Raw genomic sequence first — 17102 nt, forward strand, 5'->3', positions numbered from 1 at the left:
CGGGAAAACCTCAGCCCCATCAAGATCCCGCACCACGTGCATTTTGACTATGGTGTCCTACCGGCTTCCACTACCACTGCGAAGTCCGTCAAACACGCGGAGTATCAACCTACTAAGCGATAGTCCTGCACTGAAGGAATACCGTGCCTGATGTCTTTGGTCACCACTCGTGAGAACCAACCAATGTCGAACTCGTATTCAGTACCGGCTTTAAAGGACGCAGCAACCTGGTCTTGGTTATCGAAAGTCACTCCCGGAGACACGTAGATACTCCCGCAGTTTGACGTCTCAACCAGAACCCCCGCAGTCGATGCCGAACCCCGGGAACCGCCAGAACTCGTGTCCGGTTTCGCCGTCCTTATCTCGCAACGTATGCTCTCAACACCAATCGAGTCCCACACCGGAAGCAACAAAACGAAAGCGCCATAACCCAGAATTCCGAATCCGAGTAAGCTCCAATACCACTTCAACGTCGGTCTCTTGGCGATCTTTCCCGAGCCGTCATTCGAAATCGTCATTCCATCTCCCATTCAGATCACCACCCACTCGCCCTGAGGCCGCTGGTTGGCCCAGTTGCGCCGTTGGCGAAGCCCTGAACCGCACCGTTACCAAATCCTCGCGCTTTGCATTGCCCGGCTGCAATTCTGTGTTAATGGCGCCAACAGCTGCCCCACCCAATCGATTTGTCAGGTCCTCACTAATGACAGACCCCCAGTTGATCTGCGTCCCAGCATGCTCAATTTAGAAGGCCCTGCGGCTTTCGCTTGATCATACCAAACTGCAACCCAATCCCTTTGGAGAAAATAACCGCACATTATCAACTAGCAAAAAAACCGCCGGCTTCCAAAATCGATCTGGCAAACGTCCATTGTGCAACTACGCACCCTAAAATCATAACCGGAGCGAGAATATATTACGCAATTCGCGACCCTTTTCCCATGTGGTGCGAATCTGACTTGGCTCCTGATCGCAACAGCAGAAATAGCAGAATCAGCGCGGGAAGCATCGCAACAGGCATGGGAACGCCGGTCCCGCTCCGATTGAATTTTTCGTCGTAATCCATCCGCGTATCAATCGGAACGCTCATGAAAACGAAGACTGCAATTCCCACACAAACCAAAAATGCAACAACACACAGCTGCGTCTTAATCCGCACCGCGCGCTTACCCAGGCGCAGATCTTCCTTAGTTAGACCACTGGGACCTTCTGCTTCCGAATCAGGATGCCTATTTTCGTCTACCATGGTTGCATGCCTGTGACTCTTCCAAAGACTTGCTCTCCTACAAATTTACTGCTCGACGATAGCTCCGAAATGAGCCCCGCCATAAGCCGCAAATGAGTGCGCCATTCATCCGGGATTTGAATCGAGGTTGGATGCTCCCGGGAAGTGTGTAGCGATCCCGCCCCCGAGGCCGTCAAATAGCAATTCTCCGAATCGATATGTCTCTCCGTTTGCAAACTTGTCGACTCTGCCTCCAGCCACAGATCCTTCGGCACCGATGGCATATTGAGTCAGTCTCGAGAGATCACCTGACAGCGGACGAGCAACATACCCCGCCTGCGGACTCACGGCTCCACTGATGAAACCGTTTGCAGCTGCCCCACCAACGCCTGCGAGTTCCCATTCACCCGGGGGCTGGTTACGAAGTAAATGCCGGTATTTCCGATACTGCAGGTGGCCGCGGCTCTCAGCACTGAAGCGGACCGGGGACGCTCCCCCGAGCCGACGACCAGATGCTTGTAACGCAGGGGAGCGCTAACCTTCATTGAATTTGGTGGACTTTTCTGTGCCCAGCCTCAGATTTATTGGCGCCGTTTACTAATGCGCACAAATTCCAGGATGTCCCTACCCAAAGTTGAAGTGAACGACCATGTATCTGCCACCTGACGAGCAGCAGCATCGAGCAGATCGCGAGTATGTCCGGACTGACCAGCATGCGCTGACTCGTCAGCTCTTTGAAGCAAACTAATGACGGACTTAAGCGACAAGTCAGACGCAGCTGTGGCGCGCTTTTCTTTAGGAACTTTCATCTCCTCATTCAAGGAGTTCAGTAGATCTTCTACTCGCACTGTCTCTACTCGATTCTCGTCAAAACGCTAGGATCCGGAACATAATACTGAATGCCTCCACCCGGATAACCAAAGTTAGGACCGACCCGCCCTGAAATGTAGGTGGAACCCTCAGCAATCTTGAATTGGGCTAAGCGCTCCATCGTGTTTACAGAAGGCAAGGCCAAATCGCTCCTGTTGGCGGGGAGGTTGGGCGTGATGTACCGACCGAGAGCTTCAGATCCGCCTCCGTAGAATCTCAGACCGTACTGTTGCGGTCCTGCCACATCAAGGGAAATCGTTCCAGGATAGAAGGACTGCAAAGCCTCCTGTCTAAACTGACGGGGAACTCCAAGACCTTGTAACCATGCGGACGCTTCTTGCACCCCGGCGTAGGGGTTGGGCGCCAAGTCATGGAGTTTGACGATGGGGAGCGCAGTTGGTTGCTTGAAATGACCCGCGGAGCCGAAGACTCCACCCAGAAGTGCTCCTTGCGCGCCGGACTGGAGGAATCCTGCTACTGAGTGCGGGCCGGGAGCAGTGCCATAGGCGGCAATACCGCTTACGCCGCCTTCAACCCCACCACCGATGACTGAAGTGGTTACCTTCCCACCGACCTGCGAGACCAAGGCACCCGTCCCCGCCCCAAGTCCTCCCGCCAAGGCTCCAATCGCTGCGTCGACCCCAGCCTTGCCCCAGTCAACAGATCCATTTTGGTACTTCTGAGTACCAACAGAGATACCGCCCGAAATCAAGGTTCCGGACGCTGCACCAATTAGGGCGACCCCAACCGGCCCTCCCACCCCAGTGCACATGAGAGCGATGCCACCTACGACCGCAGCCCCAGCGACGAGGTATTCCCAGTTGTCGTTCAACCAATTTCCCGCGGCGGCAAACGCGCCACGGGTAGAGCCATCGTATGCCTTGAGTTCGCTGTCGGTCAGGGGGCGGAGCCCCGTAGGATCCGTCGTGTTCAGGGGGTTATTGCCCGCGTACGCGTACGGATTCCCGTCCCAACCCGCGCCAAGGACAGGAGCCAAAGGATCGGTTGAGAGGAAACTACGGCTGGCAGGGTCATACGCCCGTGCGCCGAGCCATTCCAGCCCCGCGATATCCAGGCCACCATTTCCCGTCAGCATAATCCCAGCCGGCAACGCACCCGCCAGGCCAGTCCCAGCTCCCGCAACACTGCCCGTCACAGGGTCCGCCACAGTCGGGGTGCCAACAACAGCCCACGGATCAGCCTGATCCGTGGGACGGGCAGCCCGCCAGCCTGGCGCAGTCCAGGCCTCCCCCACACCAACAACACCGCCCGGCAGGGAAAGGACCTGCCCGCCGCCGATACCAGCCAGGGTGGGGACGGGGTTGGCCGTATCCCACCACAGCTCCAAACGGTCGACGGCGGCAAGCTCACCCAGCGCGTCGACCCACAACTCATACCGGGACACCTCAGCCCCATCACGGTCCCGCACCACAGATCCGCTCAGAAGTCCGGTGGGACCCCACGCATGCTCGGTCCAGGACCCGTCCGGTCCAATCAACCGTGCGCGGCGGCCCAAACCGTCATGGACGTACTCCGTCCGGGACCCGTCGGGTTCCGTGACGGACAGGAGCTGGCCCGCAACGTCGTAGCCGTATATCCGGGACCCTCCGGGGAGTGTCTCACGCAGGAGCCGCCCGCCGGCGTCATACTCCCACCCCAACACCACAGCCGGCACGTCACCTTCGCCGGAACCGGTGGTCGTCGCCGACGTTATTTGCCCGGCACCGTCATACCCATAACGAGTGACAGCACCTGACCGGGTCAGCCCCGTAATCCTGCCGTCGTCATCGCGGCCGATCAGCGTCACGTCGGCCGCACCGGAACCGGCCCGGTCAACCCGGTTGTGCTCGACGAGGGCCCCGTCGCGGTAGGCCCACTCCTGGACCAAGCTGCCTGCTGTGGCGGACGTGATCCGGCCGGCGGCGTCGTGGGTGAAGACCGCTTTCCCCAGGAGGGGGTTAGTCACGGCGGCGATTCGCCCGGCGGCGTCGCGGGCGTAAGTGGTAGTAATCCCGAAGGCGTCTGTGAAGCTGGCGCGGTTCCCGTCTGCGTCATACTCCCAGGACAGGCCCTGCGCACCACGGGTGCGGGAGGTCAACCGCCCGCACCGGTCAAAGCCGAGCTCATGGTCCACGGCCAACCCGTCCGGGCCGGTGTAATCGGTGATGATCACCTGGCGGCGGACCAGGTCGCGTTCGACGGCGGCCAGCAGCTTCCCGTCAAAGGATGTCGAGGCTTCGCGGCCGGCCTGGTCGTAGGCCCACGTGGTGGTGTGCCCGTCCGGATCCGTCTGGGACAGCTGCCGCCCGGCCGGATCATACGTCGCCGTGGTGACCCGCCCCAGCGGGTCCGTCACCGAAGCGACGAGGTCCGTTGCCGTGTAGGTCCGGGTGGTGACACCGCCGTTGGGGTCGGTGATCCTGACCAGCCTGCCGCGGATGTCGTATTCGAACCGGGTCCGCCCGCCTACACCGTTGACGGATTCAACAAGTTCGCCGGCGGTGTTGTATTTGAACCGACGGGTCCCATACCAGGTGTCCTGGGAGAAGCTCAGACGCCCGCACCGGTCATAGCCATACCGGGAGACTCCCTGCCCTGGGCTGTGGCGAAGCACGAGCCGGCCACACACGTCGTACTCGAACGTCTCCACCTCGCCGGTGGGCAGGTTCCGGGTCACAATCCGCTGGTCGGCGTCGTAGCCCAGCTCCGTGACGGCGCCGAGCGGGTCCGTGGCGCGCCAGGGCCGTCCACAGCCGTCATACTCGTACCGCGTGACGGCGCCGCCGGGTGAGGTGATCGTGGTGATCTTTCCGGCCACGTCCCGGCCCAAAACGGTCAATCGGCCTTCACCGTCAATAAGTTCAACCGGGTTCCCGGCCGCGTCATAGGTGACCAGCTCCGCGGACCCGTCCGCGGCTTCCACCTTCGTGGGGCGCCCGAACTCGTCAAAGCGAATGGTGGTGGACCCGAAAGCCTCCGTAAGGGTGGCCGTCCCCGCCTTCCGGTCGGTGGCAGCGTCCGTGCGGACTCCGGTGGGATCGATGACGGCAGTCAGGGCACCGACCTTGTCGTACTCCCGCACCCAGTCATGTCCGGCCGGGTCCGTGATGCCAATGAGCCGGGAGAGGGTGTCGTGCGTGAAACCCCAGGCTGCGCCGTCGGGCAGCACCGCGGCGGTGACGTTCCCCAGTTCGTCAAAGACCCGCTCCACGGACCGACCCAGGGGGTCGATGGTGCGGACGAGTTCACCGTTGGGGGCGTATTCGAGTTCGGTCCGGCCACCGTCCGGGGCCACGGACGCCGTAATCCGCCCGGCAGCATCATGCTCGAAGGCCCACACGGCTCCGTCCGGGTCTTCCCGCCGGACCAGCAGCCCGGCACCGTCATATGTGTAGCAGGTCTCGGCGCCGGAGGGGCTGACCGCCGTCACCGGCCGACCCGCCTGGTCCCGGACAATCCGCGAAACATCGCCTACCGCGTTCCGGGTCGCAACCAGGTCCCCAAAGGCGTCGTACTCAAACCCAACCCGTACCCCCACCGGGTCCGTGACCTGGACCAACCGGCCCTCGCGCCACTCCAGCTCGGTTCGGCCACCCAGCGGGTCAAGGACCACGGCAGGGTCCCGGGAAAGGTCATCGGCGTATTCGTAAGACACGACGGCGCCGGAGGCGGTCACCAAGGTGGTGATCCGGTCCTGGTCATCCCAGCCGTAGGTCAGGTCGGCGCCTTCCGGGGTCACCGTCCGGGTTTTCCGGCCCCTTTCGTCATACGCGTGGACAGTGACCGCACCGTCGCGTTCGGTGAACGACACCAGGTTCCCATGGGTGTCGTACGCCATCGACTGGCGTTGGTCATGGGAATCCAGCACGCCCACCAGGCGGCCCTTCGCATCCGCGATCCACGAGTTGGAGCGCGTGCCGTCCTCATCCGACACCACGGTGACCCGGCCCGGCAGGTACGCGAACCGGACCCGGCGCCCATGCTGGGTCACCTGGAGGACCACCCGGCCGAGATCGTCATAGGAGTTTTCGGCTTCAAGGACACCCGCGGCGGAGTACACGGCATCGATCAGGCCAGCCTCGTTCCACCGGTACGTCCGTGTGCCTGTTTCCGTGCCCACACTGACCAAACGGCCTGTGGCGTCGTACCCGTATTCGACGCGCCGGCCATCGGAGGCGCGCACGACGGCGGCGCGTCCAGCCGCGTAGTCCACCTCCAGGAAGCGGCCCCGCACGTGGTCCAGCCTCGTCACCAGCCCGGCGCTGCCGCCGTCGGCCGCCTCGGTGCCGTCCGCCGGGACAGCAGCAGGTGCTTCCCGGTGGGCCGACACGGTCCGGCCCGGACCGGAACCGGCCCCCAGCCATACTCCGGCGAGGCTGAACGCCCACCAAGCGCCTTGGTTGTCCCGGACCACGAGCAGCTCGACTGTGCCCGCGGGCAGGGAGCTCAACTCCGTGAAAACGCCTGCTGTGGCGGATTCGCGGGTGAGCCAGTAGTTCTCCCCCACACCGCGGGCCCAGCCGGCACCGTTCCGGGGGAAGTCCACGGCCCGGCCATCGGCCAGCACCCACCGGCCGCCCTCATCCGAGATCGCGAGGTGCTGATCCAGCACCGAGGCCCAGCCCGGACCGAAGACCCCGTCCTGCTCGAGGCCCGAGCCCAACGAGTTATACATCCGCGAGAGCACGAGGTTCGCGGCAGCCCCGGCGAAGCCCAGATCCGTTTCCGGCTCGATAAAGTTTCCCGTCGCGGTGTTCACGGGGTCGTTGGCGTAACCGCTGGTGGGCATCGCGCCCGCAGCCTGAGGCGGGTCAATGACCAGCCCGGACCGGTTCGCGCTCACCCCGGCTGCGACCAGCGCCTCGTTCACGGCCGCGTCCGACAGAGTTGAAACGTTCCCCTCGCCCCCGGCAGCGGCAAAAGCGTCAGCAACCGTGACGGCCCAGACAGCGTCGTTCTCGTTGGCCCTCAGGTACTCCCGGTACGCGCGGAGCACCCCCGATGCCTCAATAGATCCCCAATAGCAACTGGACTCAAACGAGGACAACTGCCCCTCAAGGGTCCCCGGGGCCGAGGCCAACCCGTCATCCAAACCGCGGGAGTTCGCCGCGAAGGACCGCAAATTCGCCGGCCGCGCCGATGAGGTCCCGCCCCCATACCCTCCACCGGGCGGCGGGGTATCCCGGGAGCCGGTGCTGGCGTTGGCAGCCGGGAAGGTCGGGGCACTTACCGGATCCATGTTCGGCCGGGGCGATTCGCCGGACCACCAGTCCCCGAATTGTTCAAAGAAGTTCCGGTCATTGTGCTCCCGGACCCACTCATTGTTCCGCCTGCGCCGGTTATCCTCGTCCCGCCCGGCATCGATCATCCGGCCCACGTACCCGGCGACGGCCCGCAATGCGGACGCCAAAGCGTTCGCGTCATTCCTGGCCGTCGCAGCATTGGCCTCGAAGACCTCCGAGAAGTGACCCAGGAAGTCCTCCTTCGCCGCAGAAACATACGAGATTCGCGAACCCGCATGCTCCTCTAGCCGCGACGCCGCCGACTCAAACGTGGACCGCACCTGCCCGGCCACGCCGTAATCGAACCGCCCGCCATCAGAGGCACCCGAATCCGGCAACAACGGCATCTCAACGAACTTGGTCACAACCAAAGCCCCCCATGAACAAGAACTGAAACAAGAACAACCAGCAGCCCGCAGGACAGGCGCCCGTACGGGAAAAGAACCACCAAGAACAGGACGCGCCCGGGAGGAAACCTAAAGCCGGGCAGCGAACCCCAAAACCGGTCAGGGGAACCCGGAACCGGCGAAAAGATTAAAACAAGGCGACGGCCAGGCAACCGGCCGCTCCCCCGAGCGGCGCGGTCACCCGGCCATCACGCCCGGCAAAAAAGGCTAGGCGCCGCCGCCGGCGGAGAAAATGTCCTGCGAGATCTTCTGCAACTGGCCCCGCAGCTGCTCCAACTCTTCCTTTGCCTTATCCAGAGCAGCCTTTGTCTCCGGCCACGTTGAACCACGGAACTGGGCAGCCAAAGGACCATCCCAAACATTCGGATCAGACAGGACCCGGCCCTGGGCATCCAGAGCAGAGATCTGATCCGTGAAACCACCGTTGATAATTGACTGCACCTGGTTGATCGCAGCCTTTGCTTGCTCTGTAGACAAAACGCGAGACATCAAAAATTCCTCCCCAAGAGACCAACTCATTACCGCCGATCACAATACCGCGGCGGTCAGACGGTGCTGACGCTACCAATAGATCGCAATAAGTCCAACAAAAGGATAAACGAGGATGACGAACAGATGATAAACCCGCTATTTGCATTACCTCCAGGGCCGCAAATTAGTCCAATCGTCAGTCCAACCCCGTATCATGCTCAAGGCACAGCGAACGGAAAAGGGGACCGACCATGCCCAAACGGACTTATACCCACCAGCACTCCGCGGGGCGCCTTGTCACCCCGGGCCGTGCGCTGGGCGGCTTCCTTGTAGGCCTAGGGCTGATAGCGACGACGTCGTGCACCCCAATTCCCAAGCCGGAGCCGGTATCCAACCCCGTCAAGCTCCTCCAAACCGTGCGCGTGGGCCTGTCCCCCGCCGCCGGAGTCGAGACTGTCGAAGGCACCACCATCTCCGTATCCGCGGCCGGCGAATCCTCTGCCGAGGAAACAAAGTACGACGCGGCCCAGGTTGTCGGGGAACTGCCCGTGCGGGTGAGCCTGCAGTACCGGGCCGGGGAGAAGTCGGGCGCCGACCTCGCCGAGCTTGAAGGCCACACCGGGCCGGTCGAAATCAGACTGACTCTTGAAAACCTCACAGTCGGGCCGCGCGTCATCGAGTACGACGCCGCCGGCCAAACCCGCGCTGACACCGCCCTCGTCGGCGCACCCCTGACCATCGCCGCATCCACCAAACTCGCCGGCGTACGGGCAGATGATGTTACCCCCGGCGCCGCGGACGGCGCATCGGGTACCAACGGCGTCCTGAGTAACTCGGAAGACGGCGCCACTGTCGTTCAATGGGCCACAGTGCTGGCCCCGCCGCGTTCAGGCGCCAGCACCACTCTTCGCCTCGTCGCCGACGTGGAGGACTTCCAGGTACCCGACTTCGATGTAGCGGTCCAGCCCGGCCTCAACACCGACCTCAGTGCCAATGGTGTCATCGCCAGTGCGTTCTCTACCGGCGCAGGCTCCGAAATGGAGCTGCAACGCCGCACCATCTCGCTGGTCTCCGACGTCAACACCGTGCTGACCAAGGCCGGATCGACCATAACGGAGGTCCGACAGAACCTGCAGGAGACCTCCCAGACCCTGGGCGTCAAGACCGCAGGGGAACTGCGCGACAACTCCCAGGCGCTCGCCGCGACGATGTCCGGCCTGAAGGAACAGCTGAGGACGCTTGGTGCCGATCTGGAGTCCGCAACGACGACAACACAGTCCACCACTGCGTCCCAGCTCAAACAGACCGTCTTCGCTGTTGACTCGATGCTCGGTGACACCTCGGCGCTGCCCCCTACGGTCCCCATCAACGGTGAGGGCTGCGCCGCCGAGGTTCCCAAGTCAGCAACGTCTGCCACCGTCTACTCCAGCGTGCTGACCATGGCTTCACAGCTTGATGCCTATGCGAAGGTCAGCGCAGGCTGCAGGGACGCGGTGGCGGGTGCCATCGCAGCAACAATGGGCCCCGAGAACCCCACCGCCGAAGAGTGCGCGGAGCAAGGTTCCATGACATGTTCTCTTTACGGCTCGGCGGTGACGATCACCGGGGCGCTGCTGGGCCTGGTGAAGAAGGGCGACGAAATTGTTGCCGGGCTTCAGCCGCACGTGGTTGACGGTGCGATCAGGGATCAGGAAGCCGCAGCGGGCACGCTGGACACGGTGCGCAACGACGTCGCTGCGATCCTCGACGGTGCCGAAACGACGGCTGATTACACCACCGCCCTTGCGGAAGTGGACAAAGCAATCAAATCCGCCCGGGCTTCTGTCGGCGCGACCCGCGAAGCCGCCGCCGAGGTCCGCAACAGGATCGACGGCCTGCGGCAAAAGCTGACCGAGATCCGGGCGGCTGCGGAAGGCGCCAAGAAGGAGTTGGGTAACGCCCAGCTCCTGAACGGCTCAATGTTGCAGCAGAACCAGCGGCTCGCCGACGAGCTTTGCAAGTTGGCCGACGGTTCGCTTCCCCGTGAGGGCAGGTTGTCCGCCAAGGAGGTGGAGGAACTGCGGTCGTACCTGACATCCGTGCCTTGCGTGACCACGGATGAAAGCGGAAACCAGGTGCAGGCGCTGACCCCGCCGTTCGGGTTCAAGGACCCGCTGGATGCACGGCTGCAGGCCCAGTCGGCCGCGTGGGACGCGGTCCTCGCCGCCACCGACTCTACAGCCCCGGAGCAAGCGATCAGCCAAGCACTGGCCACCCTGGGGACGGCTATCGACGACATCGACACCAAGCTGGATGCCATCAACGAGGCCACCAACGCACTCGACCGCGCCGCAACCGGCAAGGCCAAAAGCACGAAGGGCGAGATTGAGGCGCTGAACAAGGCGCTCCGCGAAGCGATCGAGTCCTCCGGCCGCGTAGGCATGACGCTCGCACAGCTGAAGGAGCAGCAGGACGATCTGGGCGAGAAGATCAAACAGTCCCTGGGCGACGTCTCGACTGAGACCGCTGACGAGGTTCTAAAGTCCGTGGACCAGCAGGTGCGCCAGGTCGCCGAAATCGGCGAAGCGGGTTCCGGCGCCGTGATCACGGCCTTCAACCGATCTATCTCCGGCTTGAAATCCACTTCGGACGAAGTGGTGAGTGACGCCTCGGGGACAGTGGACAAGCAGCGTGACGAACTGCTCGGGCAGAGCGACGAACTGGCTGCCTCCCTGGCTCAGAGCACGCAGTCCTCGCTCGCGAACATCGCCTCGAGCACTTCCGGCTCCACCCGTGACGTCGAGGGCGCCAACGCCCTCCTGTCCTCAAGCCTCGGCAAGGTGATGCTCGACCTGGGGGACCGTTCGGTGAACGGATCCGGGCTGCTCGGCTCCATGGCCACAAGCGCTGCCAAGGCCGGCACTGCTGACTACCAATTGGCCCTGGCGTCCCAGAACGCTGAAGGGTATGCCAACATCCGCTCCCGTGATGTGGCTGGACTGCTGCTGCGCCAGGCACAGTTCAAGACTTCACTTGCCGCGGCCGCAGAACTGCCGCCGTTCCACCTCGAAGTACCGGCCGGCGCAACGTCGCAGACCCTGTACACGTTGAAGATCGGCGGCGGCGCATGAACTTCCGCAGCAGATCCTTTGTCCTGATCGCCACAGGGGCCGCTATCGTCGTCGTGGCTGCGGTCGCCCTGGTGATAACGCTTGTTCGCCCCACGGAGGGCCCGCGGCCGGACCCCGTAGCCGCCACGGTTCCTGTGGCCTTGAACGCAGGGGGCATGCCGAAAGACTTCTCGATCGGCGTCGTCCTGACGTTTGGCCAGTCCGGTGAACCTGGTTCCGAGTACAACCGGGCGGCGCAGGGCGCTGTCGTTGCCGCACAGCGTTTCGCCCAGGGCGGCGTTACCGTCGCCCTCTCGGCCCAGAACGACGGTGGTTCTGAGGAGGGTGCGCGTGCCGCCGTCCAAGCGCTGGCCGAGCAGGGAGCGTCCGGTGTCATCGTGGCGAGCACGGGACCGCAGGCCCGGGCTGCAGCCAAGACCGCCGGGGAGCTCGGGCTCCCGGCGATCCTGCCCTACGCGGAACCGGCGGAGCTGACACAAACTACGTGGACCACCTCGCCCTCGCGCGCATCCATCGACGCCGCCGTTCGAATCACGCTGGAGGGCAAGAACAGAGTGCTGCTCGTCAGCGACGGCGGCCAAGCCCATGCGGCGGTGCAGGTCGCCCAGACGCTCAACCTGGAAGAATTCGAAGACGTGATGAGCCTGGCTCAGGAAGCGGCCATCAGAACCGGCGACCAGCTGCGCCCGCCTGCCGAAGATACTCCCGAGGGCGCGGAGTCCACAAGCGTCGCCGAAGCCGCCGACGCCGTAATCGTCTCGGCCGCCACCCCGCAGCGGCTCGCCCGCCTGGTCCAGGCCCTGCAGGCGCGCGGTGTGTCTGTTCCCCTGGTCCTGCCGGACGGGGCAGCCGCCCCTGCTTTTACCTCTACCTTGGCCGAAGCCGACGGCACTGCTTCCGGCCAGCTTGTCAGCTACTCCGCCGGTGGAGGCGATGCCGCTGCGCTCCAGCAGGACGCCCAGGGGCGCGGGATGTCCGCTTTCCTGTCCGCGGTCCGCCTGGCGTCCAGCAATTCAAAGGTTAGTAACCTGACGGGCGACGCTCCCTTCTCGGCTGACGCCTGGGCAGCAGACACAGGCAGCCACGACGCCGTCGTGGCCCTCGTGAGGGCGGCGGCGCTGGGCGGAACCGGTGATCCGGTCAAGGTCGGGGCGGCGCTGGGCACCATGTCGTTTGGTCCAGGCGAAGGAATCGCGGGGCCCGGCCTTGACTTCTCCCGGTCTGCAGCGCTCACAACCGAAGCAGTGCCCGTCTATGCCTCACCCCAGGACCTGGGCCTCCGCCCGGCGGACGAGAACGCTCCGCGGCTCGTTTGGGTGCCGGCACCGCTGGCCGGGCCCTGACAATACGTCCCCGGCCCCGTCCCTGAAGGGCCGGGCCATTCCACCATAAAGGAGCGCCTCGGTGCGTGTGCTGATCGACCTGGACGGGAGCCGCTTTGAATGCGAGGTGGCGCGGGCTGCGCCGGCCATCACGCTAACGGACTTAGTGGAGGCCGCCGGCGGGCCCCGTCTGGCGTCCGAAGAGGTGGTGTTCGTGAACGAGGCCGAGGTGCGGGGTTCAACCCCAGCCTCGGAGCTGGTCCTTTTGGAAGGCAGCCGCATTTCGCGGGCGCCGTGGCAAGCACCGCACCGGATACAGGATTGGAGCGTGACGCTTGCCGGCGGTCACCGCGCCGGCACGGTGGTTGAGGTCCCGCGGGGACGGGAGATGCTTATTGGCCGGTCACCCCACGCCGATCTCAGCCTGCCCACGGAAAGTGCGTCCTGGGACCATTGCCGCCTGCGCCGCGAGGAAGACGGGGTGCGGGTGCTGGATGGCGGATCTACGAACGGCACCCTCGTTAACGGCGAAATGGTCGCGGAGGACGGCATTGTGGTCACCGAAACGGCCACGATCAGCGCGGGCGGCACGGTGCTCCTCCTGCGCCCGTCACTGGATGAGACGCCTGCACCGGCCCCGGGCAGCCTGCACAACCTCACACCGGCGGCAACGGCCCCCTTCAACCGGCCGCCCCGTCCCGGCCGCGCACAGGCAGGCGACCCCCTGGTCCCGCCGAGCCCCAGGGACGTGCCCCCAGCCAATAAATTCAGCTACATCACTGTGCTGGCGCCCCTCGTCATGGCCGTGGCGATGGTGCTGATCCTTGGGGATATGCGCTTCGCGATGTTCGCCATGCTCAGCCCTGTCATGGCAGTGGGCATGTGGTTCGAACAGAAGCGCCGTCACGCCCGGGGGCTCAAGGAAGAGGATGAGCGCTTCTCCGGGGCCCTCAAGGATTTCGAACAGCAGGTCCGCGTTGCAGCCAAGGCGGAAACCGCCCGGCGCCACAGAATGATTCCCGACCCCGCAACGACTGTGCGCCGCCCGGCCATCCCTGCCACGTCCTTGTGGCAGCGCCGCGCAGACTCGGACGATTTCCTGGCCCTGCATGCCGGCACGGGAGACGTTCCCTGGACGCCGGATGTGGACCGAACGGCAGGCTCGCGGCTGGATGAAAGGGTGAAGGACTCCCTGGCGGCCGCACGCCTGCAGGCCGCGCCCGTACTCGTGGACCTCACCGATGCTGGAGTGGTGGGCATGGTTGGCCCGCGGGAAGGAACCCTGGCGCTTGCGCGGTCGCTCCTTGCCCAGGCCGCAGTACACGTTGGCCCGGCGGATCTGACCGTCGGAGTTTTCTGCGACAGCGGACGTGCCGATGAATGGGAGTGGGCGTCATGGCTGCCGCACACGCGCCAGGCCGGCAGCAGCACAGGCCAGCGCTGGATGTCTGCGCACCGCGAGACGAGCCTCGCCATGCTGCGCACGCTGAAAGACACCGTCCAGGATGTCCCCACTCCGGCGCTCCTGGTAGTCCTGGACTCCGAGGTGCTCACGGAGGGCAGGGACGCCCCGGCGCGCGCATTGCTCGGCATGGGCCGCTCCGTGCCGGGGGTTCATGTAAACCCCCAACAGCGCCCGGTCCGGGTGGCCGGCATTGTCATCGCCGCGTCGGAGGAGCAACTGCCGGCTTCCTGCACCACGATCATCAAGGTGGGAGCGGACGCAGCGGCCACTGTGGACCAGCCGCGGGACCTGAGTCGTGTGGAGGACGTCATCCTGGCGGGCCTTGACCAGGATGAGGCCCTGCGCTGTGCAATGCGCCTTGCACACTTCGACGATCCGGAGCTGAACGTGCCGGGGGCCTCGCTGCCCTCCCTGGTCCGGCTGCCCGGACTCCTGGGCTACGAACGCCCGGACTCCACCACCATCCGGCGCCTGTGGCAGGCCCCCACGGGAGTCTCCACCCCTATTGGCACCGGAGAAAACGGGCCACTGACCCTGGACTTGGTCAAAGACGGCCCTCACGGCCTGGTTGGCGGGACCACGGGTTCCGGCAAGTCCGAGTTCCTTCGCTCGCTCGTTGCAGGCCTGGCGGCGCGCAACGATCCGACCCGCCTGAACTTTATTCTCGTCGACTTCAAAGGCGGGGCGGCGTTCAAGGCGTGCGAACGCCTCCCGCATACCATCGGCACAATTTCCAACCTGGACGAGCAGCTGGCCGACCGTGCCCTCCGCGCCCTGGAGGCGGAGATGGAGCGCCGACAGCGGATCTTCGCAGCCGCCGGCGAGGGTATCGATAACCTGAACGCCTACCTGGCCACGAACCCGGCCGAGCCCATGCCCCGGCTGCTGCTGGTGATCGACGAGTTCGCCATGCTCGCCAAGGACTTCCCGGATGTACTCAAGGCGTTGGTCAGCGTCGGCGCCGTGGGCCGGACCCTGGGCGTGCACATGATCCTGGCGACGCAGCGCCCGGCGGGCGTCGTCAGCGAGGACATCCTCGCGAACACGAACCTTCGGGTGGCGCTGCGCGTGCAGAGCCGCGAGGACTCCAACAATGTCATCGGTGTGCCCGCAGCCTCGGCAATTGGCCGGGCCCAGATGGGCCGGGCCTTTGTAAAGCTGGGCCAGGACGACATCACGCCCGTGCAGACGGCCCTCGTGACGGGACAGGCGCAGCTGGGCGGCGGTGCCGCCGTGGAAGTGCGGGAAATCATCCAGTTCGGCGTTCCCGTGCCGCTTGCCGCTGCCCCGCGGCCTGACGCCGTGGATGATAATGACCTCGACCTCCTCATCGACGCGGTCGTGGCCGCCAATGCCGAGGAAGGGTACGCTGCTCCGCGGCAGGTCTGGCCGGAGGCCCTCGGCCGGCGCGTGGAGTTGGACGGTTTCCTCCCGGCGCCGGAAGGTGACTCCCCCGATGTCCAGTCCCATACTGCTGCCGATCAGGCGCCCCTCCCGGCGGTAGGCGGCATCCGGGGCTCCTCCGTCCTGGTGGCCCTGGTGGACGAGCCCGACCTGCAACGCCAGTCCGCCGCGGGATGGGACCTGTCCGCGGGGAATTTGATGCTCATGGGCGTGGCAGGCTCCGGCACGAGCACCGCGCTGGCCTCGATCGCGCTTGCCCTGGCGAAGGACGCCGATCCGGCCGAGCTGGACCTGATGATCCTCGATCTGGGTTCCCGTGAGCTTGAGCCCCTGGAACGGCTGCCCCACACCGTGGCGTACGTAGGAACCGGTGCCGGTGCCAAGGAGCAGCAGGCCCGCTTCCTGCGGCACCTGCACACCGAGCTGGAGAGCCGCCGAGCGAAGCCAGGGGGGCACCGCCACACCGTGGTGCTGTTGGACGGGCTGGCCTCGCTGCGCGATGAATTCCAGGATTTTGAGGGACAGCAGCTTCTGGCTTTGCTGTACCGAGCTTACGCTGACGGCCCCGCACTCGGGCTGTCTTTCGCCGTTTCCACCACGCGTGCCAAGGCTGTGCCCTCAGCCATGAATGAAGTGACACTGCAGCGGTGGCTTTTCCGTTTGGCCGACAACTACGACTATTCCTCGCTCGGCGTCCGGGGCAAGGCGATACCCGCTGAGCTTCCGGGCCGCTGCGTGGACCCGCGCACGTCGCTCCAGATGCACGTGGCCACGCCCGGTATCGGGTTGAAGGCCGCGGTGGACCGGGTGCGCCAGAGCTGGGCGCAAGCACCGACGAAGACAGCTGCGATCAGGCGCTTGCCTTCCGACGTCACGATGCTGGACCTGGGCGTGGAACCGCGGCTTGAGACGGAGCCCTGGCTTATCCCCGTTGGTATACAGGAGGCGGACCTCTCGCCGGCGTTCCTGGAAATTTACGAGGGCGAGCACGCGTTGGTCGCCGGGCCCGCCCGTTCGGGAAAATCAACATTGTTGCTTGCCCTGGCCGCAGCCGTGCGCGGCGCGGCCTCTGCACACGGACCAGCCAAGGTATGGGGCATCTGCGACCGCCGCTCGCCCCTGGCCCTCGCGGATCTCGACCGGGTGGCAGTGGGCGCTGACGACGTACCTGCCCTGCTGGCCTCCCTGCGGCTGGAGCGCGGTACGGTGTTCCTGCTGATCGACGACGCTGAGCGCTTCGAGGATGTCGATCAATCGATCGCGGGTGTGGTGGCATCCGGGCAGCCGGGGCTGTGCGTCATCGCGGCGGGGCGTGCCGCGGACCTGCGCGGGCTGTACAGCCACTGGACCAAGACGATCCGCAAATCCCGCCTGGGCGTGCTGCTCCAGCCGGACGTTAATTACGACGGCGAGTTGCTGGGCGCCGTCCTCCCGCGAAAGGCACCGGTGGCGATGACCACAGGGCGCGGCTACATCGGTGTGGGCGGGCAAATGGCGCTGATCCAGGCAGTCAGTGCCGAGAGCTGATCCCCCGGGCGCAGGCTCGCGA

Annotated in this window: 7 protein-coding genes; 3 read left to right on the forward strand and 4 right to left on the reverse strand. The window is 64.8% G+C overall.

All coding sequences use genetic code 11. The features are described from left to right. Window positions 1–104: 104 nt before the first annotated feature. From AC5RT4_RS12395 to AC5RT4_RS12410, 4 genes are all read right to left on the reverse strand, one after another. Window positions 105–518, reverse strand: coding sequence for a hypothetical protein (locus AC5RT4_RS12395; RefSeq protein WP_494105919.1), 414 nt, complete (start codon window positions 516–518; stop codon window positions 105–107). A 395-nt stretch (window positions 519–913) separates the two neighbouring features. Further along, window positions 914–1243 (reverse strand): hypothetical protein, encoded by a 330-nt coding sequence (locus tag AC5RT4_RS12400; protein WP_494105920.1) that lies wholly within the window; start codon window positions 1241–1243, stop codon window positions 914–916. Between the two features lie 832 nt (window positions 1244–2075). Further along, a complete protein-coding gene (locus AC5RT4_RS12405) occupies window positions 2076–7739 on the reverse strand; it encodes a DUF6531 domain-containing protein (protein WP_494105921.1) in 5664 nt (1887 codons plus the stop codon). 249 nt (window positions 7740–7988) lie between these two features. Beyond that, the gene (locus AC5RT4_RS12410) at window positions 7989–8270 is read right to left on the reverse strand and encodes a pyrophosphorylase (protein ID WP_494105922.1); all 282 of its coding nucleotides are present in this window, start codon (window positions 8268–8270) and stop codon (window positions 7989–7991) included. 233 nt (window positions 8271–8503) lie between these two features. On the opposite strand from AC5RT4_RS12410, the gene AC5RT4_RS12415 reads away from it, so the two are divergent. The 3 genes from AC5RT4_RS12415 (at window position 8504) to AC5RT4_RS12425 (ending at window position 17080) form a co-directional block, all read left to right on the forward strand. Then, window positions 8504–11362, forward strand: a complete 2859-nt coding sequence (locus AC5RT4_RS12415; protein ID WP_494105923.1) for a hypothetical protein — start codon at window positions 8504–8506, stop codon at window positions 11360–11362. Continuing rightward, the gene (locus AC5RT4_RS12420) at window positions 11359–12705 is read left to right on the forward strand and encodes a type 1 periplasmic-binding domain-containing protein (protein WP_494105924.1); all 1347 of its coding nucleotides are present in this window, start codon (window positions 11359–11361) and stop codon (window positions 12703–12705) included. Before AC5RT4_RS12415 ends, AC5RT4_RS12420 begins: the two co-directional genes overlap by 4 nt. A 61-nt stretch (window positions 12706–12766) precedes the next feature. After that, window positions 12767–17080, forward strand: coding sequence for a type VII secretion EssC family protein (locus AC5RT4_RS12425; protein ID WP_494105925.1), 4314 nt, complete (start codon window positions 12767–12769; stop codon window positions 17078–17080). The last annotated feature ends 22 nt before the right edge of the window (window positions 17081–17102 follow it).

This window comes from Arthrobacter sp. sptzw42 (assembly GCF_059089685.1).

Coding starts and splice junctions, on each gene's coding strand:
- AC5RT4_RS12395 (WP_494105919.1), bottom strand. CDS start 518: ATGACGATTTCGAATGACGGCTCGGGAAAGATCGCCAAGAGACCGACG.
- AC5RT4_RS12400 (WP_494105920.1), bottom strand. CDS start 1,243: ATGGTAGACGAAAATAGGCATCCTGATTCGGAAGCAGAAGGTCCCAGT.
- AC5RT4_RS12410 (WP_494105922.1), bottom strand. CDS start 8,270: ATGTCTCGCGTTTTGTCTACAGAGCAAGCAAAGGCTGCGATCAACCAG.
- AC5RT4_RS12415 (WP_494105923.1), top strand. CDS start 8,504: ATGCCCAAACGGACTTATACCCACCAGCACTCCGCGGGGCGCCTTGTC.
- AC5RT4_RS12420 (WP_494105924.1), top strand. CDS start 11,359: ATGAACTTCCGCAGCAGATCCTTTGTCCTGATCGCCACAGGGGCCGCT.